Below are 20,788 nucleotides of genomic sequence, written 5' to 3'. Positions count from 1 at the left end.
AGTGTAAATATTACACCTGTGCAACTATTCATTACTATTTTTTTTAACGTTCTGAATTTTGTAGCTGTTCAGCTACAAGTTGCCTGTAGCTGTGCTGAAACTAGTCCATCATGAAGCTCGAAGGTCTATATTTCATCACAGCATAAAAGCTATTGGTGAACGCTTGTACGCTTTTATAACCGACTTTATATGCAATTTGGGAGATGGTGAATTGTTTTGTGCTAAGAAGTTCCAAACTCTTGATAATGCGGAGTAACTGCTGATATTTCGCAAGTGTCATTCCGGTTTCCTTTTTAAAAAGGCGCTCAATAGTTCGGAGCGAAAGATTGGACAATAGGGCGATCTCGTCTAAGGTGCAGGCTTCTGTGTAATGGTCATGGAGGTGATTTAAGACGGCTTGAAGTCTATTTTCCTGAGGAAGGGTGATCCCAAGTTGGAGCAATTGTGCGGCGAAATAGGGGAGTTCATGGAGTAAAGCACCCAGGAAAACTTTTTCATGTTTATCTTCTTCAATCAATTTCGACCATTTTTCACAATACAAAATCATTTCCCGTAATACTTTAGGCGCCGAAAATAGCTGCACCTGACTGAAAAACAACTGGTCTTGTGCGCTGTCGAATTGTGGAGTATCAAAAAAAAGCACCATAAGCTTGATGCGCTCAGAGTGGGAGTTGGTCTTATGTAATGCACCAGAGGGAATCCAGGCAACGTGATTTTGGGGGAGTAAATACATTTTTCCTGCGACGGTAAGGTATTGGAAACCCTGTTCGACATAAATCAACTGGCCTTTGCGATGACTGTGCAGCTCGTTGTCGTGTATCCAGTTTTCTTCAAACCAGACAAAGGTTGATTTCTGGATGCGTTCAATTGTCAATGTATGATTTGTTTGATCCATGTCGTTTTAAATTAAATTAATGGCAAATTTAATTAAAATTTCAGGTATATCTTTGCAGGCGATCATTACATGTATAGCGCGATTTTATTATGAAAGAGAATATAAAAGTATCCACAGCTGTTTCTTGGACCTGGTTATCCATATTGGTTGTTGTTATGGTCTCAACCAATCTGCGGTCGCCAATTACAGCCGTTGGCCCGGTACTGGGGCAAATCAGTGAAGATTTACAATTAAATAGTTTTCAAAGCAGCCTATTGACGGCAATTCCCCTTTTTATGTTTGCGAGCTGTTCTGTCGCAGTAAGTCGATATTCGCATAAACTGGGCATGCATCGTTTTTTATTGTTTGGTTTAATGCTGTTGAGTGTAGGGATTGTGCTTCGGGTCTGGGGCAATATGCCAACGCTGTTTGTGGGATCTTTTTTAATTGGACTTGGGATCTGTGTGGGCAATGTCGTTACACCTGGCTATATAAAAACCAGTTTTCCAAAGCAGATTGGGCTGATGACAGGGATTTTTGCGGTAGCAATGAACCTGACTGCGGCTTTTGCTTCGGGTTTTAGTTTACGATTGGGTGAATGGACTGGTCTTGGGTGGCAAGGCTCACTGGGTGTTTGGGTGATTTTAGCCTTGTTATCACTTATAGTTGTTTTTTTTGATGGTTTAGGCCGAAAGAAGGCTCCAGGTATTACTGAAAATAGACAAGCGACAAGTGGAATCGGGTATATCTTTAGGTCAAGATTGGCCTGGTATATCAGCCTATTCATGGGTATTCAGTCCCTGATTTACTACAGCTTGATTTCTTGGTTGCCCAACGTATTGGTCGATTATGGTATGCCAAAGGAGAATACGGGCTGGTTGCTGTTTTTGATCCAAATTGCCATGATTCCCATTATGTTCATTGGACCTATTTTGGCTCATCGGATGAAGGATCAACGTTTAATGGCAACTGCTGTTGCGATAGGCATGCTTGGAAGTATCTTTATATTTTGGCATTACAAGCTTCAGGGAATTTATGTTGCCGCCGTATTGTTGGGACTTTCCAATGGACTGTCTTTCAGTTTGTCTATTCTCTTCTTTACCCTGCGGGCTAGATCAACGGCAAATGCAATCAAAATATCGGGCATGGCGCAGTCTGTTGGCTATTTTATTGCGGCTTTTGGTCCGCCGGTCTTTGGTAGGCTGCACGAAATAGATGCTACCTGGAATTACTCGTTCTACTTTTTGGCGGGGAGTATCGTACTTTTATTATTTGCGGGATGGAAGGCCGGAGAAGCTACGTATGTAGCGGAAGATTAAAGATAAGGCTACATCAGGCATAGGTGTTTAGCTGATGTAGCCTTATTCAATTAGCTCTTAAGCGCTGGCTTTCGAATTGACCTGTTAATCTTTGAGGACAGAAAATTCGATGTATGTGGCATTGTTCACATCGTGAAAAATACGTTGGGTAGCTTTACGGAAGTCAGCTTTGGTGGCTGTATAAGACGGTAAAAATACCTGTGGATTTCGTTCTGCTAACGGAAACCATGAGTTTTGTACCTGAACCATAATGCGATGTCCTTTTTTGAAGGTATGCGCAACGTCTGGCATTTCAAAATTAACCTTTTCGACCATACCTGGAGTCAAGGCCTGTGCTTTATCAAAACCATTTCGGTATTTCCCCGCCATGATCTCACCACGTACCATCATTTGATATCCAGCCATTGTTTTTCCTTGATAACTTGCAGCATCGTTCGGGTATACATCAATCAGTTTGACAACATAGTCCGCGTCTGTTCCTGTTGAGGAGACTTTGAGGAAGTTTTTGATTGGGCCTACTATCGTCAGATCCTCCGTCAACGGTTCCGTTTGATAAACCATGACATCAGGGCGACTAGCTGCGAAACGCTGATCATCTACCATATACTCCCGTGTTCGGTTTTGAATTAACCCACCTTGATGCGGAACAGGTTTATTAGGGTCTGTTACATATTCATCCCAGGAATCTGTACGTTGAACTTTGTCAAATCCAAGTTTCCCCTGAGGTTGGAAGTATAGTTTTTTTGTCTCTACATTTTTTGGCGGCCATTGTTCGAAATGTTTCCATTCGTTGCTGCCTGAGACAAAAATGTTAGCTTCGGAAGGGGCGAAGTTTCCTTCATCTTTTAGGTAATATTTGAAAAACGGTTGTTCAAATTGCTCCTGATAAGTAATACTGGTTTTTTTCTCAAATTGGATATCACCTAAATAGTTTCCTTCTGCACGAACCCAGCCGCCATGATACCAAGGTCCCGCGACTAAAATCGAGTTGTTTTTTTTGCTTTTATCCTCAATCGATTGGTAAGTCTTAAATGTTCCATAAGCATCTTCCGCGTCAAAGAAACCACCAACCACCATCACAGCTGGTTTTACCTCCTGTAAAGAATTGGTGATCACACGCGATTTCCAAAAATCATCATAGTCGGGATGTTTAAACAGGTCATTCCAAAATTGTACGGAGTCACCAAAATACTTTTCTTTGAGTTCCCGCGCTGTTCCTGCTTCTGCAAAAAAGTTATATTTATCGGCTTCTTTGATTTGAATTTTGCCCTTAAATTGATCCGGTGTAATGGGTTTTGGACGTGGGACACCAAAGGTTGACATGAATGTAAATGCATCCTGAAGAAACAATACGCCATTATGGTGGAAGTCGTCGCCGATAAACCAGTCTGTTACGGGAGCCTGTGGGGAGACTGCCTTCAAGCTCGGGTGTGTTTTGACCAATCCGACGGTAGAATAGAAGCCTGGATAGGAAATCCCATAGAGCCCGGCTTTGCCATTATAGTTTTTGAGATTTTTCTGTAACCATTCAAGCGCATCATAGGTATCCGTACTTTCATCGATTGCTTTTTTATCTTTGCTGTAGGTGGTCGGACGAATATCTTCAAAATCACCTTCGCTCATCCACTTGCCACGGACATCCTGATAAACGAAAATATAACCTTCACGCATCATTTGGGGAAAGTTTCCCAAGCTTTTTTTGTATTCGTTCTGCCCATAAGGAGAAACCGTGTAGGGTGTTCTATTGAGTAAAACTGGATATTTCTTGGATTTGTCTTTTGGACTGTAGATCGCAGTAAATAATTTCTTCCCATCTCGCATGGGGATTGCTACTTCGGTCTTTTCATAATGATCTCTAACATAAGCCGAGTCGGCAGCTGTTTGAGCATGTAACTGGCTTGCGCTTAAAAGCGCTAAAGTTAGGCACGAAATTGTATTTTTCATTCAGATAATTATTTGTTCAGTACATTCTTTGGTGTAAATTATAATTTTACACTTGGGTTCATTTTTTGCAATGCTATGGATACTCTTATGCACCTTGGGCGCTATGCGATACAGTTAAATTTGTCATCGCGTTATCGTTTGGCAGACCATTTCTCCAGCTACAATGAGCGGATCAACAGCTGATGGTTTATAAATTGAACGATAGATTCATTGCGTGTATTTAGATTTTAGGCTAAAGTTAGTGCTACTAAAACCATTTTCCAATTTTATTGTCATATTTATAGCGAATAGAAAAAGAAAAATTGACCAATTTTTGAGAAAGAAAAACTTTTTTTGGATTGAATTTGGATTAGTTTTCGAATCTTAATATATTGAGTAAAATTAAGGAGAATTATTTTTTGGGTTAACAGCTTTCGCTAAAAACGTTAAATTTCAATCAGATGGATTAGTAGAACACTAAATAATAATTCATTTTCAGATTATTTTTTTAGGTTTCGAATGGGGTTTGTATTGGTATTTGTCACGATTTTATAAATTAAGTGGGCAGTGGTATGAAATATGTTTTTTTAAGCTAATTTTAAGAATTATTTTATCATAATACATCAATTAAATAACAATTTAAGTATATAGAATTAATATGGGACAACAAGTGAAAGATGCCAATGGAAAATTGGGTATTCTTATTCCGGGATTAGGTGCTGTGGCTACAACATTAATCGCTGGTGTGGCATCTATAAACAAAGGTTTTTCAAAACCAATCGGATCTGTTTCTCAATTGAGCAGAATCCGTCTGGGTAAACGCACTGAGAACAGAAATCCATTAATTAAAGATTTCGTCCCTTTAGCAAAATTGGAAGATGTTGTTTTTGGTGGATGGGACGTATATGAGGATAACGTATACGAGGCTGCATCAAATGCACAGGTATTGGAGCAAGGCCAATTGGATGCTGTTAAGGCTGAATTGGAGGCAATCCAACCGATGAAGGCTGTGTTTGACCGTAATTTTGTGAAAAATTTGGACGGAACGCACATCAAATCTGAAAAAACTCGCCGTGAATTGGCAGATGCCGTACAACGTGATATTCGTGAATTTAAAGAGAAAAACGGATTAGACCGTGTTGTATTGGTATGGTGTGGATCTACTGAGCGTTATATTGAAACAAACGAAGCTTTTTCAACTTTAGCTAAATTAGAGGAAGCATTAGACAATGATGATCAACGTATTCCACCAAGTATGATCTATTGTTATGCGGCATTGAAAGAGGGAGCTCCTTATGTAAATGGTGCACCAAATTTAACATGTGACGTTCCTGCTATTGTTGAGTTGGCGCATGAAAACGGTGTGGCAATTGCAGGTAAAGATTTTAAAACAGGCCAAACATTGATGAAAACAATTGTGGCACCTGGTCTTCAAGCGAGAGCTTTGGGTGTTGAAGGTTGGTTTTCGACGAATATCTTAGGTAACCGGGATGGATTAGTATTAGATGATCCTGAAAATTTCAAAACAAAAGAGGTCTCTAAATTATCGGTATTGGAAGAAATTCTGGATGCGAAAAAGAACCCTGAGTTATACGGTGATCTTTATCATAAAGTACGTATCAACTATTATCCTCCACACGGCGATAATAAAGAATCTTGGGATAACATCGATATCTTCGGTTGGTTGGGTTACAAAATGCAGATTAAGATCAATTTCTTGTGTCGCGATTCAATTTTAGCTGCTCCGGTTGCGTTGGATTTGGCTTTGTTTATTGATTTGGCTCAACGTGCGGGTATGTCTGGTATTCAAGAGTGGTTATCATTTTACTTGAAATCTCCTCAAACCGCTCCGGGATTACCTCCTGAACACGATATCTTCAAACAATTGATGAAATTGCAAAATACATTGCGCCACATTATGGGTGAAGATTTAATCACACATTTGGGATTGGATTATTACCAGGAGCTAGTAGATAGTATTCAATAAATTACCTTAATAAGAGAGGGGAAACAATTGTTTAAAAACAATTTTTCCCCTTTTTCTTCAAAATCCTTACGATATTGAAGATTTGTGATATAACCCTCTGTAGACTTTTGCGCTTACGAACGCTGAGATAGTGACGGGGGTTTTGCTTTTTTATAAATGATTTTATTTTGCAATTAAAAGAAATGGAATTTGCAATTATAGCGGCGGGAGAAGGTTCTCGATTGCGAAAAGAGGGATTTAATTTACCGAAACCCTTGCTACCATTACATGGAGTTCCATTAATTGAGCGATTGATTCGCGTGTTTGTTAAAGAAGGGGCGCAAAGAGTTCATGTTATCATCAATAAACAATCTCCGGAACTGAAATTGTTTTTGGAAAAAACAACGTTTGAATTACCTATTGTACTTATAGAGGAAGATACTGCAAGTTCATTGCATAGTTTTGCCTTGCTTGTCAAAAATAACCCCGATTGGTCGTCCTGTTGTCTGACAACAACAGATACGGTTTTTAGACCACATGAATTTCATGCCTATTTGGAGGCATTCCAGCAACATCAACATGCCGATGCTTTTATGGCAGTCACTCCTTTTGTCGACGATGAGAGTCCGCTCTATGTGAACACAAATTCACAGCTTCGGGTGGAAGCTTTTCTGGATACAGCGACCGCAGAAACGAAGTATGTTTCTGGCGGAATTTATTGCTTCCGAAAAGCAGCTATGGATTGTGCATTAAGCTCCGTTGAAGCCGGTAATTCCAGAATGCGTAATTTTCAGCGTGCTTTATTGAAAAACGATTTACAAGTAGAAGCATTTGTATTTGACAAGGTGGTCGATATTGATCATTTAAAAGATCGTGTCGTCGCGGAACAATTTTTGAGTGAGGAGGTTAGTTAGTAAAATGAGCGATATGATTTCTATTTTAGGCGTAACTCGAAAAAATCGCTTTTCACCCAACCATGTGGGGAATGATGCCGCTATATTTAATGAAGTAGTTTTAAAACTGACTGAAAAAGGTGCTTCGGTGGAGGTGTGTAATGAAGATGAATTTTTGTCTTCATCATCCCTGAAGCAGGATAATATTCTGACTATGGGGAGAACAAAGACTTTAGTGAAAAAGTTGCAATCTCTTCAAAATAATGGGATCAATGTCTTGAATTCAGGATTTGGAATTGAAAATTGCTTTCGGAAAAACATGACCCTTAAGCTTTTAGAAGGTGGAGTTCCTTATCCGAAGAGTATCGTGATCTCTACCGTTGCAGATATCCAATCTATTTTTGAAAAACTGAAAGGAAAGGGTGTATGGATCAAACGTGGCGATTTTCATGCGATTCATAAGGAAGATGTTACCTTTGCTGCAAGTCTGAAAGAAGCGCAACATATCTTGAATGAATATGCACTTCGTGGGATTAAAGAGGCTGTGATTTCTGAACATCTTGCCGGAGACTTACTCAAGTTTTATGCAGTGCGGGGAACGGATTTTTTCTTTTATTTCTACCCATATGAACACAATCATCACAAATATGATTTGTATGAACAAATTAATGACGAGGTAGTGCATTTTCCTTTTGATCTCGACAATCTAAAAGAAGTTGCCAATCGTGCTGCGGAAGTCCTGGATGTACATATCTATGGCGGCGATGTGATTATTGATGCAAATGGAGACTTCCATATTATTGACTTAAACGACTGGCCAAGTTTTGCGCCATGTCGGGCAGAGGCCGCTGAGGCCATTGCTCAAATGGTTTACCATAAATTTACTGAAAAGAACCACAATGCAGAAAGAACAAGTTAATGTAATCGAAGAAGATAATTTGAGTGCATTCGAACAATCTTTAAAATCTAATGATACAGAAGAGCGAATTGATATTTGGTTTTATCGACCTATAGGTTATCGTATCGCGCAAGTCTGTGCCAAAATTGGTATTACACCCAACGCTGTGACAATTATTAGTATTTTCTTTGGCGTTGCGGCGGGTATTTTATTCTATTACCCTGCATTATGGATTAATGTGATTGGCATGCTTTTATTGGTTTTTGCCAATTCTTTAGATAGTGCCGATGGACAGCTGGCAAGAATGACAGACAATAAAAGTCGCTTTGGTCGTATCTTGGATGGTTTTGCCGGAGATTTTTGGTTTGCTTCTATTCATATTGCGATCTGTTTACGCAGTATTAATGAAGGATGGCCACAATGGCTATGGGTATTCTGTGTACTTGCAGGTGTATCGCATATGCTTCAGTCGGCAATGGCTGACTATTATCGTAATGTACATTTGTATTTTATAAAAGGTAAAGCTGGAAGTGAGCTGGACAATACACGTGATTTGAAAGTTGACTATGATGCCTTGTCTTGGCGCAAGAATTTTTTCAGCAAATTTGTGCTGAATGGCTACATGGGCTATACACGTAACCAGGAAAAGCTTTCTCCAAAACTGCAAAAGCTGCTGCATATTGTGAAGAGTCGTTATAAAGATGAATTGCCAAAACAATTGATGGTCGACTTTAGAACTCAAAATAAACCATTGATGAAGTATACAAATATTGTACAGTTCAATACAAGGGTGATTTTCCTATTTGTTTGGTTGTTTATCGGTCAGCCTTGGATTTACTTTTTCTTTGACATGTTTGTCCTTAATCCGATATTGATATACATGTGTAACCGACAAGAAAAAGTAAGCGGTTATTTTGTTGATAAATTAACAAATGATCCAACTTATGGGGATTAAGATCTATAAAGTACTCTTTATGCTCATCGGTATAGGTACACTGGCCTATATGATTCAAGCAATGGGAATTGATGAGATTTGGAACAACCTCGAAAAAATTGGCTGGTGGTTTTTGCCCGTCCTCGGTAGCTGGGCAGTACTCTACTGGATGAACGCAATGGCATTTAAGGCAATTATTCAGGAACCCGAATTGCCGCAGACAGATGTACCCTTTTGGAAGGTCTTACAATTGACAATATCGGGGTACGCCATTAATTATATAACGCCATTTGTTGCATTAGGTGGTGAGCCTTATCGTATTATGGAGCTTAAAAACTATGTCGGTGGTTCGAAGGCAGGTTCTTCCGTGCTGTTATACGGTGTCATGCACATTTTGTCGCATATTTTATTTTGGGTCGCTTCTGTTTTTCTAATTCTTTGGTTCGTACCGGCAAGTACAATGGTTGATGTGGCCTGTGCTGTGATTTTTGTGATGGCTATCATTTGTACTTGGCTATTTACGAAATTTTATAAGAAGGGAATTACAGTTTCACTATTGAAGGCTTTGTCTAAACTACCTTTGGTAGGCAAAAAAGTTGGTCATTTACTGGAGACGAAGTATGAAACGTTGAATGACGTCGATCAGCAGGTGAAAAACCTCTTTCAAAATCGTCGCGATCGCTTCTATACGGCCCTTTTTTGGGAATTTGTCGCACGTGTTGTGGGCTGTTTTGAGATTTATTTTATTGGTTTAGCCTTAGATATCAATATTGATTTTATTGATGCTATGATCATTAGCTCGGGATCTTCTTTATTTGCCAATCTTGTTTTTTTCTTTCCAATGCAATTGGGAACGCGGGAAGGTGGATTAGCAATGGCTGTGATGAGTATAGGATTGCCTGCGAAAGTCGGTATTTTTATGGGTGTTGTGACACGAATTAGGGAAATTGTCTGGATTATGATCGGTTTGGGGTGGATGAGTTTAGTAAAAAAGAAATAACATGAATAAGTTTAATATTAAAGGGATTATTTTTGATTATGGTGGAACCTTAGACACTAACGGAGGCCACTGGGGAGCTGTTATCTGGTCGGGTTATGAAAAATATCAGGTTCCTGTAAATTTGAACGCTTTTCAGGAGGCCTATACCTACGCGGAACGTCAGATGGCTTTACAGCCTATCATTAAGCCGCAGTTTAATTTTTTAGAAGTACTTGAAGCAAAGCTCAATGTACAATTTGATTATCTTATTGCTGCAGGGTACGACCTAGATCGCTCATTAGCTCATAAAATAGCCTTTGACGGTTATTCGCTGGCAAAGAATACCGTTGAGGAGGTAAAACCACTGTTAAATTCACTTCATGCAAAATATCCAATTGTCATGGTGTCCAATTTTTATGGTAATTTAAAATCAGTACTTGACGATTTTGGTATCCTGCCTTATTTTCAGTCTGTTGTGGAGTCTGCTGTCGTTGGTGTACGCAAACCTGATCCTGCAATTTATGCTTTAGGTGTGACTGAAATAGGTCTTCCTGCGCAAGAGGTATTGGTTGTAGGTGATTCCTATAGTAAAGATATGGTACCTGCCAAAGCCGTTGGCTGCCAGACCCTATGGTTGAAAGGGCAGACTTGGGGCGAGGATAAATTGCAAGATACTTCAGCTGCAGACCAGCAATTTACAAGTATCTTTGATTTAATCGACTTTGTTTAAATAAAGATTCTGACGAAATTCTTTAGGCGAGATTCCAACATTTCGCTTAAAGAATTTACCAAAAAAGGATTGATCCGAGAAATGCAATTTCACCGCAATTTCTCCGATGGAACGCCCCTGGCAAAGTAACGATTTTGCTTCCTCCACTAAGACGTTCTGAATAAGTTCTATCGCTGATTTTCCGGTTAGTTCCTTCGTAATTACGGATAGGTGTTTCGCTGTGATACCAAGTTCCATCGCATAAAATTGCACCATGTGTTCTTTATGAAACGACTTTTTGAGGAGCAAATGGAAATTGGCAAGTATCTCTCTTTTTCGAGAGGGAATAGCTGGTGTATTTCGCATATTTTGGCTTCCTAGACGGGCTATTTCGCAAAATAATATTTCCGTTAATGACTTTATAATCTGATTTTTGAAAAGATAGCTAGCCCCTTGTCGATCGTAATGAATAAACTGTTTAAATAAGTTGGATAAGTTAGTTGAATCTTGGTTTGATAGCGACCAGATGTAGCTGTCATTTAAGGCAAGAGACTTTTTGGTGACCTCGAAGAAATCCTCCTGGAAATCCAGTTTGAAGCTAAAATCCAGCGTAAAGAAAATCAAATAAACCTCACAATCCCAAGACTTGACGACCGAAGAGCCATTAACTCGCGAAGAAGGATTGGTCAACAATAGGTGATTTTGAGCAACTTGTACCCGTTCATTATTAATGATGAAGGAAGTTTCACCTTTTTTTATTAAACAGAGCGAATAGAGCTCACCTTTTGATAAAATGTGCTGCTGCTCGGAACTAAAGACGGGTTTTGATTTGTTGCCTTTAAAATGAAAGACATAAAAACCCTTGTTTTCGATGGGAGTTTCCTTTACAGACATGTTTATTTTACGATAAAATCAAAATAGGTTTTACGATAGGGTTCATCTTGCAAGGTGTAATGCCACCATTCCTTATCATAAGCTTTAAAGCCAAATTTAGCCATCGCTTCTTTTAAGATCTTTCGGTTCTCTTTCTGTTGGGCTGTCAGATTCGCGTATTGATGATGTGAGACTGCGCCGAAAAAATCAAAAGGTCCACCCATGTCAATCTCTTTCTGATCTTTTAAGCTAATGAGCGTTAGATCTACTGTACTGCCCCGGCTGTGGCCCGATTTGGAGGCAATAAAGCCTAGATTAAACAAATTCTTCTTATTGATAAGCGGGTAGAACTCCTTTTTTGCGATGGTATCATTGGTGTTTAAGGACCATGTTTTAAAGTTGTCAACAGCACGTTGCGGGCGGTAGGCGTCGAATATTTTCAAGCCAAGACCTTTTTTATTTAAATGGTTCTCGACTTGCTGTAGTGCTAGCGCTGCGCGTTTAGTTAAAATAGCGACTGGTTTTTCATAACCTTTAATCGGCCTTCCGGTGAAGTTGTGACTGCCAAAATAACGCATTTCTAAGCTTATTGTAGGGATAATGTCCTTGACGTATACAAAATCTGAAGGCATGATCTTTTCCTGCCCACGGAGGCAAAGTGTGAAAAGGCTTAAGCCAAATGTAAGACACAAGTTGAATTTCATGGAATGAAGATACAACTTGTGTCTTAATTAATATAATAAAAACGGAGATTCTCGTCTGTATCAATAGGTATAAAACCCAGTTGGGTTTATGGATCAATTTGGGCGCCTATTGATAAACAGGCCGCTAATGATCAGCTAATTTTTTTTTCAGGTAATTGTATATTTCTATCTGTGAACGACATGGTGCCTCTTTATTCTCGACGTAATGATTGCTCAGGGAATTATTGAGTATCCGCGCTTTGACATTATCTTTGAGCTGGATTTGAAGCATTTCTTTTAAATCCTCCTTGATTTTTTTGCTTGTTATTTTTACTGCGGCTTCAATACGATGATCCAAGTTTCTTGTCATCCAGTCCGCTGAGGAAATAAATAGCTGCTCTCGACCAGCATTATAAAAATACATCACACGTGCATGCTCCAAATATTCATCTACGATTGAAATGGCGTTCATTTGCAATTTAAACGTTTTTTGATTTGTTGCGCAGTAGATTCCCCGGATAATAAGATCTATTTTGACACCAGCTGTTGCTGCGTCATAGAGCTTTTTAATCATCTCTTTATCGCTGAGCGAATTTACCTTGACAATGATGTATGCTTTTCGGCCAGCCTTTGCTTCGGTAATTTCCTGGTCGATGTAGTGTAGAAGTTCTCTACGCATATCCGTTGGGCATATCAAAAGGCTTTTGCAATTTTTGATAATGTCAGCCGGATTTGATTTGGGTCGTCTCAGGTAATTGAAAACCTTATTTATATCGGCAATAACGTCCCTATTACTCGTTAAGAGGCAATAGTCTCCGTATAATTTCGCCGTTTTCTCGTTGATATTTCCTGTGCTGACAAAACCATATTGGATCGTTTTCATCCCAATACGTTTTTTTATCACACATAGTTTTGCATGGACCTTTTTATTTGGGATACCGGTAAGTACTTTAATGCCTTCGAGTTCAAGTTTCTCTTTCCAGTCCAAATTGTTTTCTTCATCAAATCTTGCACGAAGTTCAAGCATCACGGTGACTTCCTTTCCATTGCGGGCTGCATTAATCAAGGCATTTGCAATTTTGGAATTGGAAGCTAAGCGATATGCTGTAATCTGGATCGTTTTTACATCGGGATCCATTGCTGCTTCCCGAAGTAAATCGATGATCGGTCTAAACTCATGATATGGAAAGGAGAGCAGCACATCTTTTTTTAATATAGTATCCGTTACACGTTCGTAGTTTTTGAAATAAGGATGTGGAAAGGACGTTCGTTCCAAGGGCTGATTGTAGGATTTAAACACATTGGGAAAATCCATGAAGTGTTTGAAGTTGTGTATTTTTTGTCCTGGAATGATGCTGTCTTTTTTTGAAAGGTTAAGTTTCTTGATCAGGAATTCGACCAATTTATGGTCCATCTCTTGATCAAAAATAAACCGGGTCGGTTTACCTTTTCTTCTGTTTTTTACCCCTTTGCTTATCTTCTCAACCAGCGTCGTGTTGATATCATTGTCAATGTCAAATTCGGCATCTTTTGTTACTTTAAAGACATGTGCATTGAATACATCAAAACCGAAATAGGAAAATATTAATGGAAGATTAAACTTGATAACATCCTCCAAAAGTATAATATGCTTTTCATCTTTTGGCGAAGGTAATTGTACGAAGCGTCCATTTTGACTGGTCGGGATTTCGATGAGTGCAAATTTGGTTTCATACTGCCATTCCTGTTTTCCCATCGCAATACCCAAGTAAAGGCTCTTATCCCGAATATAGGGCATAGGTCGTATATCGTCCAATATCAAAGGAATGACGTTCGATTCCACCTCATCCTGATAATAGTCGCTCACAAACTTTTGTTGTTCGGGATTCAGTTCCTCACTGGTCTTAATATAGACATTCTGTTTGGCCATATCTTTTTGGATACGATTCCACGTACTGTCAAATTTCTTTTGCTGCTTGATTACCCGGATATTGAGCTCTTCCAATATGAGCTGTGGGTCTTCGTAGAAGGATTGGTTGGCACTTTTGTCTTTCAGGTCTATAGCCCGTTTTAGACCTGCAACACGTACACGGAAAAATTCATCGAGGTTATTGGAAAATATACCTAAAAATTTGATTCTTAGGGGTAAAGGGACCGTCTCGTCCGCAGCTTCCTGTAATACTCTGCCATTAAAGCTCAACCAACTAACGTCTCTAGGAATAAATTTTTTCGACATAACTAAATATACGTAAATTTAAAAAGCAAAACTATAGCTCTACAGGGGATAATCGAACTTTTTTGTGTTAAAGAATTATTAAGTTATTTTTAGTTCATGTGTGTGGACCGTAGTTTTAAAGGTACATTTTTGACACTGCTCTTCTTTCCTGGCAATAACCGCTATAAGGTGCTGCACTGCATGGTAAAAAAAATCCCCCAAAGGTCTATTCGGACTTTGGGGGATATGTCATTATGTTTGGTTTCGTCTATTGCTTCTTTCCGTACTTTTTGGAAATTTGAATAGCTTTGTATTTCGTTGTGTCAAAATGTGGCGTGTCAATTGACAAGCTTGTCGGATAAGGAGCACTTCGGTCGAAGAAATACACGGTTGTTGTACTTCCGTAATCATTAACAGGCATTAAATCAAGACAGGCAGAATAATCCGCATTCAACAGGTCGCCTACAGTAACGGCATAAATGCGTATGATGCCACCTTTATTTTGTTCATTTCTGACGAAAGCGACTTCCTTAAAACCTCCCGGTAGATCTTCAATACTTTTCTGATTGAAACTATCTTTTAAAATAAAACCCAACAGCACTAAAATCGGTATGACCAAAAGCCATAGCCTTTTATTCTTCTTCATTAAAAATACTTAAATTGTAATTGTTATACCTAATAATTTGTAAAACTCTTTTAAAATTGCCTGGTGTCCTGGCCAAGCAGGAGAGGTGACCAAATTGCCGTCTACCACCGCTTGATCCGCAGGGATATTTTTCCATGTGCCACCCGCTAGTTCAATGTCGGGACCCACAGCCACATAAGCTGTCAAAGTGCGACCTGCGAGTACTTTTGCGGCTGTCAACACTTGGATGCCATGACATATTGCTGCCACAGGTTTATTGTGCTCAAAGAAGTGTCTTGTAATCTCCAAAACACGTTTGTTGAGTCGAATATATTCTGCCGATCGTCCTCCCGCAATATATAAACCGTCATAATCTTCGACATTGACCTGGTCGAAATCTTTATTGATTGCGAAATTGTGCCCGCGCAGTTCTTTATAAGTCTGGTCACCAGTGAAATCATGCACTGCTGTGGGGACTACATCTCCGCTTTTGCGGTCCGGAGCAATTGCATCTACCGTTAATCCTATTGAACCCATTGCTTGAAATGGAACCATTGCTTCGTAATCTTCTACAAAGTCTCCTACAAGTAGTAATATTTTTTTTGCCATATCAAAAAACCTCTTTTAATAGGTTTTCAATTTACATATTAAAAGAGGTATTCACAACGATTATTTGTTAATCTTTTGTTAACCTTGTACGGATAATTTTTCGGCAAGTGCACGTTTTGTTTTACGTACTTTAGCTTCTAATTGACTTCTTAAAGTGGGATCGATAATACCTTTACCTTCTTCAAAGTTTTTGTGGAATTCAGGAAGGGAGAAGGAGTCTAATATATCGGCGCCATCCCAAGTGATTCGGTTTACAGCAGTGTTCAATACCGTGGCACCTCCCATTGGACCAGGGGCAGTAGCCAATAAGAAAACAGGCTTGCCATTGAATAATTTGCGGTTAGGAATACGTGAAACCCAGTCAACAATATTTTTGTAAGCTGTAGTATATGAACCATTGTGTTCGGCCAAAGAAATCAAAAGGAAATCTGCCGCATCCATTTTAGCAGCAAAGTCATGCGCCAACTGTGGAATGCCCAACTCGACTTCTTTGTCGTAAGAATAGATCGGCATTTCAAAATGGTTTAAGTCTAGCAATTCGATGATATCGTCTGCTTCTTTATAGTATTTGGAAGTACTTGTGACGAATGTTTTGTTGATTGAATTTTTGTTGCTTGTTCCTGCAAATGCTAATATTTTCATCTTTATATCATTAATTTATGAGGTGTTGAATAGGGGCAAAACTACCCCATACTGACCTCGTTGTTACCTTTAGAAAATCATGATTTTCACATGTTTTCGCTATGTTTTATTTTAAAATCTGGTCAAACTTACGATATAATTGCTGAATAAATGTCAATCAAATGTCTCTGTACGGCGTTCTAGCGTATTTATTGATGTAGATCAATAAAATTGAAACGTTCGTACATACCAAGCAGGCCTGTAAGTCCGCCAGTATGAATAACGAGCACCTGATCTGCGGGGGTAAAGTAGTCCTTTTTGATCAGATCATCTACGGCATAAAGTAATTTGCCGGTATAGGTGGGTTCAATCATGATTCCTGTAGCCGCTATAAAATGCTGAACAAAGGCGAGTAAGTCTGTATTGGATTTTGCATAACCACCAAAATGATAATCAAGATGTAAAATAGGAGGGGTGATGTCGGGGTAAAGTTGATCGACTTCCTCCTGAATAAAACCTCCATTTTTTAAAACAGGTATGCCGTGTACGCGGGTAAATAGATCTCGTTTTTCTATCGCATTGGCTATTCCAGCTAATGTTGTTCCTGTGCCGCAGGCGGTAAAAATATGCTGGTATTCATGTTGGAGTTCATCAACGAGTTCGGAGCAACCTTTTGCTCCTAGCATGCCGTAACCACCCTCGTGTATATAGAACGTCGTTGGATCCTGACCAAAATAGGTGTTGTATAAATTTTCTTTATCTCGGTAAGATTCGCGGTCGACGTAAATGAGCTGCATCCCAAAAAGGCGGCACATTGCTAAAACAGGGTTGTTAACCCCTTCTTCACCTCGAACAAAAGCGGTTGTTTTAAACTTAAAGGTAGCTCCGGCGCAAGCGGTAGCTAAAAGATGGTTGCTCCATGCTCCTCCAAATGTAACAAGATGATTTTTCTGAAGCTGCAGGGCTTCTTCCAGATTATATTTTAACTTTCGCCATTTATTGCCTGAAATAAACGGATGTATGAGGTCATCGCGCTTAAGTGTTACTTTAATATGCTTCTTCTCCCAGGCTGGGAGGCACAATTCAGTTTCGGGGCTATGGATTTTGAAGGGCAACATAACATTAAATGAAAACAAATTTAACGAAAATTGTTTCATTTGGTTTATTTTTGTAGCATGACAGAACAAATTGGATCGCAAGATCAGGAAGAACAAGAATTATTTGAGCATCTACGTATTGAGGTGGATAAGGGACAAGCATTACTCCGCATTGACAAATACCTGATGAACAGGGTGGAAAATGCGACGCGGAGCAAAATTCAGCATGCTATTGAAGCAGGTTCTGTCATGGTTAACGGTAAGGAGATCAAGGCGAGCTATAAGGTTAGACCTGATGATGTGATTACATTGGTGCTACCTGATCCACCACGGGATAATGAAGTTTATCCAGAAAACATTCCATTGGATATCAAATACGAGGATGACGACGTGCTGATTGTGAATAAAGAGGCGGGTATGGTCGTGCATCCAGGATATAATAATTATACGGGAACCTTGGTAAATGCATTAACGTATCATATCCAGCAGCTGCCACAGCTTCCAGGAAACTCCGATCGCCCAGGTTTAGTGCATCGAATCGATAAAGACACTTCCGGACTATTGGTTATTGCTAAAAATGAAAAATCAATGGCCTTTTTGGCAAAACAGTTTTTCGATCACAGCATTACCCGTAAATATATTGCATTAGTTTGGGGTGATTTAAAAGAGGACGGAACAATTACAGGTTATATTGGACGTCATCTAAAAGACAGACGCATTATGGCCATGTATGATAGCGAAGATAAAGGGCGTTGGTCAGTGACACATTACAGCGTTTTGGAGCGACTGGGCTATGTTACTTTAATTGAATGTCAGTTAGAAACAGGGCGTACACACCAAATTCGTACGCATATGCAATCTATTGGTCATCCGTTATTTAATGATGCAATGTATGGTGGAGATAAGATTTTAAAAGGTACCGTATTTTCAAAGTACAAGCAATTTGTGGATAACTGTTTTTCATTACTGCCACGACAAGCCCTTCATGCGCAAGTATTGGGATTTATCCATCCTTCTACAAAAGAAAATATGTATTTTGAGGTACCATTTCCAGAAGATTTTCGTTTAGCTTTAGAAAAGTGGCGCGGATATGCGGCAAATTCAATGGCTATAGAAAATGATTAAAATTTAGAACAAAATTAAGATGCCAACAAACTATATCAATTTCAATGGCAGTGTAGTGCCGGAAGATCAGGAAATATTTAGCATTGAGAATAGAGGTTTCCGTTATGGGGATGGATTATTCGAAACGATGCTGTATAAGGATGGTGATATCCGCTTTCTAAATTTTCATGTCGAGCGTTTACAGAAAGGAATGGAGTTGATTCATTTGGATGATGCGAATCTATTCGATGAATTTTTTATTCGTTCGAGATCCGAAGAATTAATCCGTAAAAACAATATGTTGGGGCAGCAGGTTCGTATCCGATTGATCGTGTTTAGATCTGGAGGCGGATTGTATAGTCCAACAAGTAATAAACCTGGTTTTGTTTTGCAGGTGCAGCGCATAGAACCCAATCTTCGCGATAAGAAGGTCGGTTTGATTGTAGGACTTTACAATGAATTCAAAAAACCGTATAGCGATCTTTCAAAGATTAAATCTTTAAATGCGCAGATTTATGTGTTGGCTGGCATCTATAAAAAGAAAATGGCTTTTGATGATGTATTGATTCTAAATCAGGAAGGTTATCTATGCGAATCCTTGATTTCAAATATCTTTGTCTACTATGAAAAGGTACTTTATACACCAGCGTTATCCGAAGGATGTATTGAAGGAGTAATGCGCCGGGTAGTCATGGACATGGCACAGGATGAAGGTATAGAGGTGGTTGAGGCACAGATAAGCCCCGAAATCATGAAACGGGCAGATGAGATTTTCTGTACCAATGCTGTACAGGGCGTACAATGGGTAATGGGCTATAAGCAAAAGCGCTATTTCAATAAGATATCGCGGATCTTGCAGGAAAAATTACAACATTGGAACTATGACGTCAGTGATGAACAGGACTAGAATAATTTGATTATACATACAAAAGGGCGGGATTTAATCCTGCCCTTTTGTATGTATAATTCGCTCAGCCCATTGCTCAAAGGCATTTTTAAAGCTGCGTAGAAAATCTTTGGTTTTTTGTGATTCAATAGTCCCGTTGGGTCCAATACATGTTGTTATACTACCCAAATAAGCTTCGGGTTGCTGCATCGTTAAGACATTGACGAAGACCAGTGATTGACGTAAATGGTGGTTGGCGCCAAAGCCACCGTAAACTCCCGTTGATGAAGAAATTATTGCGCCAGGTTTGCCATCCCATTTATTTTTTCCATAGGGTCTTGAACCCACGTCAATCGCATTTTTTAAAACTGCAGGAATGGAACGATTATACTCTGCAGTAATAAAAAGTACAGCATCCAGAGAAGCGACCTCTTTCCGAAATCGCACATAGCTCGGAGGCGGATTTCCCACATCGTCAAAATCCTGATTATATAGGGGAAGCTCGCTGATATCGATTATGCGATAGCCAAATTTAGATTCCTCTTGCTCAAGAATAAACTGCGCAATTTTTTTGTTGTAAGATTCCTTTCGTAAGCTACCAACCAATATTCCTACATTATATATACTCATTGTGATTAGTTCATTAAAGTCTGTATGATCTGAACAACTGATCCTACTAAAAAGTTTGCGGTTTTATTGCTAACTACAATCATATTTAACCTGTTTAAAATGAGACTCTTATTGCTTCGTTAACAAAAATTAACATTTGAACATTAATCTTTTGCACACTGTTTGTTGTCGTATTGTAAAGAAGAAATTACAAACTAGAGGGAGGAGCTACTTATGAAAAAATTGTTTTACGCGGCGGCGATTATTGCAGGCCTTTTTACAGCGGGAGCTGCACAAGCGCAAGTCAGTATCAGTGTCAATATTGGGAGTCAGCCAAGCTGGGGGCCAGCAGGTTATGATTATGCCCGCTATTATTATATTCCAGAATACAATATGTATTACGATGTACCCGCGAGATGTTACGTTTATTATGATAATGGCGGCTGGATAAGAAGAGCAAGTTTACCGAGGAGATACAGACATTACGATTTTTATCGGGCTCATAAAGTCGTTATTAACGATCGCACACCATGGCATCACCACGATCGGTATAGAAGCCGTTATGGCGGTTACCGTGGAAGACAAGTATCTATCCGTGACAACCACCACGGTGGTAGTGGGTATTCATTTGCCAGCGAACGTAGTGTAAGGCGCGAACATTCATGGGGAGAAAGCCGTCGATACGATAGCCGAAATGGGCATGGACGAGGCAATAGCCATGGGCATGGAAACGGACATGGGCGTGGTAACGGTCACGGAGGAAGACATAGAGATTAATCGAGTAATTGAATAACATGATAAAAAAGGAATCTATATACATATAGGTTCCTTTTTTTTGGCCAGAAATAACAGGCTGTTTGCATTCGTAGCTTCGGGTTTTTCGGAATCATGAAGCTTTTAGTGTACATGCACAATAAATTAAATAACATAACAGCTTGATTAATGAAAAATATATTAATTTTGCGCTACACGGGACTGAGATCCGCTTATTT

At 39.3% G+C, this 20,788-nt stretch carries 20 protein-coding genes; 10 read left to right on the top strand and 10 right to left on the bottom strand.

Features of this window, described 5'->3' with window-relative positions; translation table 11 throughout:
- Positions 1–100: 100 nt before the first annotated feature.
- Complete coding sequence (locus IQ31_RS15225; RefSeq protein ID WP_145328588.1) at positions 101–895, bottom strand: helix-turn-helix domain-containing protein; 795 nt, start codon at positions 893–895, stop codon at positions 101–103.
- A gap of 89 nt (positions 896–984) precedes the next feature.
- Between IQ31_RS15225 and IQ31_RS15220 the strand changes: the two genes are divergently transcribed.
- A complete protein-coding gene (locus IQ31_RS15220) occupies positions 985–2,193 on the top strand; it encodes a CynX/NimT family MFS transporter (RefSeq protein WP_145328586.1) in 1,209 nt (402 codons plus the stop codon).
- An 84-nt stretch (positions 2,194–2,277) separates the two neighbouring features.
- Here IQ31_RS15220 and IQ31_RS15215 read toward each other — a convergent pair whose 3' ends face one another.
- Positions 2,278–4,137 carry a CocE/NonD family hydrolase gene (locus tag IQ31_RS15215; RefSeq protein ID WP_075991922.1) on the bottom strand — a complete coding sequence of 620 codons (1,860 nt, stop codon included), beginning with the start codon at positions 4,135–4,137 and terminating at the stop codon, positions 2,278–2,280.
- A 637-nt stretch (positions 4,138–4,774) separates the two neighbouring features.
- Between IQ31_RS15215 and IQ31_RS15210 the strand changes: the two genes are divergently transcribed.
- The 6 genes from IQ31_RS15210 (at position 4,775) to IQ31_RS15185 (ending at position 10,516) form a co-directional block, all read left to right on the top strand.
- A complete protein-coding gene (locus IQ31_RS15210; protein WP_075991923.1) occupies positions 4,775–6,103 on the top strand; it encodes an inositol-3-phosphate synthase in 1,329 nt (442 codons plus the stop codon).
- Between the two features lie 182 nt (positions 6,104–6,285).
- Positions 6,286–6,996 (top strand): nucleotidyltransferase family protein, encoded by a 711-nt coding sequence (locus tag IQ31_RS15205; protein ID WP_088160995.1) that lies wholly within the window; start codon positions 6,286–6,288, stop codon positions 6,994–6,996.
- 13 nt (positions 6,997–7,009) lie between these two features.
- The gene (locus IQ31_RS15200; RefSeq protein ID WP_232475744.1) at positions 7,010–7,894 is read left to right on the top strand and encodes an ATP-grasp domain-containing protein; all 885 of its coding nucleotides are present in this window, start codon (positions 7,010–7,012) and stop codon (positions 7,892–7,894) included.
- Positions 7,875–8,828: a CDP-alcohol phosphatidyltransferase family protein gene (locus tag IQ31_RS15195; protein WP_145328584.1), complete on the top strand. Its 954-nt coding sequence runs from the start codon at positions 7,875–7,877 to the stop codon at positions 8,826–8,828. Before IQ31_RS15200 ends, IQ31_RS15195 begins: the two co-directional genes overlap by 20 nt.
- The gene (locus IQ31_RS15190; RefSeq protein WP_145328581.1) at positions 8,818–9,807 is read left to right on the top strand and encodes a lysylphosphatidylglycerol synthase transmembrane domain-containing protein; all 990 of its coding nucleotides are present in this window, start codon (positions 8,818–8,820) and stop codon (positions 9,805–9,807) included. Before IQ31_RS15195 ends, IQ31_RS15190 begins: the two co-directional genes overlap by 11 nt.
- 1 nt (position 9,808) lies before the next feature.
- Positions 9,809–10,516 carry an HAD family hydrolase gene (locus IQ31_RS15185; protein ID WP_145328579.1) on the top strand — a complete coding sequence of 236 codons (708 nt, stop codon included), beginning with the start codon at positions 9,809–9,811 and terminating at the stop codon, positions 10,514–10,516.
- Here IQ31_RS15185 and IQ31_RS15180 read toward each other — a convergent pair.
- The 7 genes from IQ31_RS15180 to IQ31_RS15150 form a co-directional block, all read right to left on the bottom strand.
- Positions 10,499–11,389 (bottom strand): AraC family transcriptional regulator, encoded by an 891-nt coding sequence (locus IQ31_RS15180; RefSeq protein WP_088161000.1) that lies wholly within the window; start codon positions 11,387–11,389, stop codon positions 10,499–10,501. The two genes, IQ31_RS15185 and IQ31_RS15180, sit on opposite strands and share 18 nt — an antisense overlap.
- A 2-nt stretch (positions 11,390–11,391) precedes the next feature.
- Complete coding sequence (locus IQ31_RS15175) at positions 11,392–12,072, bottom strand: M15 family metallopeptidase (protein WP_201664938.1); 681 nt, start codon at positions 12,070–12,072, stop codon at positions 11,392–11,394.
- Between the two features lie 124 nt (positions 12,073–12,196).
- Complete coding sequence (gene ppk1, locus IQ31_RS15170) at positions 12,197–14,266, bottom strand: polyphosphate kinase 1 (protein WP_145328577.1); 2,070 nt, start codon at positions 14,264–14,266, stop codon at positions 12,197–12,199.
- A gap of 247 nt (positions 14,267–14,513) precedes the next feature.
- Entirely contained in the window at positions 14,514–14,891 is a 378-nt protein-coding gene (locus IQ31_RS15165; protein ID WP_145328575.1) for a hypothetical protein, read from the bottom strand.
- A gap of 9 nt (positions 14,892–14,900) precedes the next feature.
- Positions 14,901–15,479, bottom strand: a complete 579-nt coding sequence (locus IQ31_RS15160; protein ID WP_075991932.1) for a DJ-1/PfpI family protein — start codon at positions 15,477–15,479, stop codon at positions 14,901–14,903.
- Positions 15,480–15,557: 78 nt separating this feature from the next.
- The gene (locus IQ31_RS15155; protein ID WP_075991933.1) at positions 15,558–16,121 is read right to left on the bottom strand and encodes an NADPH-dependent FMN reductase; all 564 of its coding nucleotides are present in this window, start codon (positions 16,119–16,121) and stop codon (positions 15,558–15,560) included.
- Positions 16,122–16,309: 188 nt separating this feature from the next.
- A complete protein-coding gene (locus tag IQ31_RS15150) occupies positions 16,310–17,257 on the bottom strand; it encodes a 1-aminocyclopropane-1-carboxylate deaminase/D-cysteine desulfhydrase (protein ID WP_075991934.1) in 948 nt (315 codons plus the stop codon).
- Between the two features lie 18 nt (positions 17,258–17,275).
- Between IQ31_RS15150 and IQ31_RS15145 the strand changes: the two genes are divergently transcribed.
- Entirely contained in the window at positions 17,276–18,322 is a 1,047-nt protein-coding gene (locus IQ31_RS15145) for an RluA family pseudouridine synthase (protein WP_088161005.1), read from the top strand.
- 19 nt (positions 18,323–18,341) lie between these two features.
- Positions 18,342–19,208: an aminotransferase class IV gene (locus IQ31_RS15140; protein WP_088161006.1), complete on the top strand. Its 867-nt coding sequence runs from the start codon at positions 18,342–18,344 to the stop codon at positions 19,206–19,208.
- Positions 19,209–19,241: 33 nt separating this feature from the next.
- Here IQ31_RS15140 and IQ31_RS15135 read toward each other — a convergent pair whose 3' ends face one another.
- On the bottom strand, positions 19,242–19,817 hold the full coding sequence (locus IQ31_RS15135) for an NADPH-dependent FMN reductase (RefSeq protein ID WP_145328573.1): 576 nt from the start codon (positions 19,815–19,817) through the stop codon (positions 19,242–19,244).
- 213 nt (positions 19,818–20,030) lie between these two features.
- Between IQ31_RS15135 and IQ31_RS15130 the strand changes: the two genes are divergently transcribed.
- On the top strand, positions 20,031–20,573 hold the full coding sequence (locus IQ31_RS15130; protein WP_088161008.1) for a hypothetical protein: 543 nt from the start codon (positions 20,031–20,033) through the stop codon (positions 20,571–20,573).
- The last annotated feature ends 215 nt before the right edge of the window (positions 20,574–20,788 follow it).

Origin of the sequence: Sphingobacterium siyangense (assembly GCF_007830445.1) — a bacterium.
Classification (GTDB): domain Bacteria; phylum Bacteroidota; class Bacteroidia; order Sphingobacteriales; family Sphingobacteriaceae; genus Sphingobacterium; species Sphingobacterium siyangense.
Note: the sequence above shows the minus strand (reverse complement) of the source record. Positions and strands in the feature narration are given on the sequence as shown.

Excerpts from the sequence above, each read along its gene's own strand:
- IQ31_RS15215 (WP_075991922.1), bottom strand. The coding sequence starts at position 4,137 with ATGAAAAATACAATTTCGTGCCTAACTTTAGCGCTTTTAAGCGCAAGC.
- IQ31_RS15140 (WP_088161006.1), top strand. The coding sequence starts at position 18,342 with ATGCCAACAAACTATATCAATTTCAATGGCAGTGTAGTGCCGGAAGAT.
- IQ31_RS15135 (WP_145328573.1), bottom strand. The coding sequence starts at position 19,817 with ATGAGTATATATAATGTAGGAATATTGGTTGGTAGCTTACGAAAGGAA.
- IQ31_RS15130 (WP_088161008.1), top strand. The coding sequence starts at position 20,031 with ATGAAAAAATTGTTTTACGCGGCGGCGATTATTGCAGGCCTTTTTACA.
- IQ31_RS15145 (WP_088161005.1), top strand. The coding sequence starts at position 17,276 with ATGACAGAACAAATTGGATCGCAAGATCAGGAAGAACAAGAATTATTT.
- IQ31_RS15185 (WP_145328579.1), top strand. The coding sequence starts at position 9,809 with ATGAATAAGTTTAATATTAAAGGGATTATTTTTGATTATGGTGGAACC.
- IQ31_RS15155 (WP_075991933.1), bottom strand. The coding sequence starts at position 16,121 with ATGAAAATATTAGCATTTGCAGGAACAAGCAACAAAAATTCAATCAAC.
- IQ31_RS15205 (WP_088160995.1), top strand. The coding sequence starts at position 6,286 with ATGGAATTTGCAATTATAGCGGCGGGAGAAGGTTCTCGATTGCGAAAA.
- IQ31_RS15160 (WP_075991932.1), bottom strand. The coding sequence starts at position 15,479 with ATGGCAAAAAAAATATTACTACTTGTAGGAGACTTTGTAGAAGATTAC.
- IQ31_RS15180 (WP_088161000.1), bottom strand. The coding sequence starts at position 11,389 with ATGTCTGTAAAGGAAACTCCCATCGAAAACAAGGGTTTTTATGTCTTT.
- IQ31_RS15150 (WP_075991934.1), bottom strand. The coding sequence starts at position 17,257 with ATGAAACAATTTTCGTTAAATTTGTTTTCATTTAATGTTATGTTGCCC.
- IQ31_RS15210 (WP_075991923.1), top strand. The coding sequence starts at position 4,775 with ATGGGACAACAAGTGAAAGATGCCAATGGAAAATTGGGTATTCTTATT.
- ppk1 (WP_145328577.1), bottom strand. The coding sequence starts at position 14,266 with ATGTCGAAAAAATTTATTCCTAGAGACGTTAGTTGGTTGAGCTTTAAT.
- IQ31_RS15225 (WP_145328588.1), bottom strand. The coding sequence starts at position 895 with ATGGATCAAACAAATCATACATTGACAATTGAACGCATCCAGAAATCA.
- IQ31_RS15195 (WP_145328584.1), top strand. The coding sequence starts at position 7,875 with ATGCAGAAAGAACAAGTTAATGTAATCGAAGAAGATAATTTGAGTGCA.
- IQ31_RS15175 (WP_201664938.1), bottom strand. The coding sequence starts at position 12,072 with ATGAAATTCAACTTGTGTCTTACATTTGGCTTAAGCCTTTTCACACTT.
- IQ31_RS15165 (WP_145328575.1), bottom strand. The coding sequence starts at position 14,891 with ATGAAGAAGAATAAAAGGCTATGGCTTTTGGTCATACCGATTTTAGTG.
- IQ31_RS15190 (WP_145328581.1), top strand. The coding sequence starts at position 8,818 with ATGGGGATTAAGATCTATAAAGTACTCTTTATGCTCATCGGTATAGGT.
- IQ31_RS15220 (WP_145328586.1), top strand. The coding sequence starts at position 985 with ATGAAAGAGAATATAAAAGTATCCACAGCTGTTTCTTGGACCTGGTTA.
- IQ31_RS15200 (WP_232475744.1), top strand. The coding sequence starts at position 7,010 with ATGATTTCTATTTTAGGCGTAACTCGAAAAAATCGCTTTTCACCCAAC.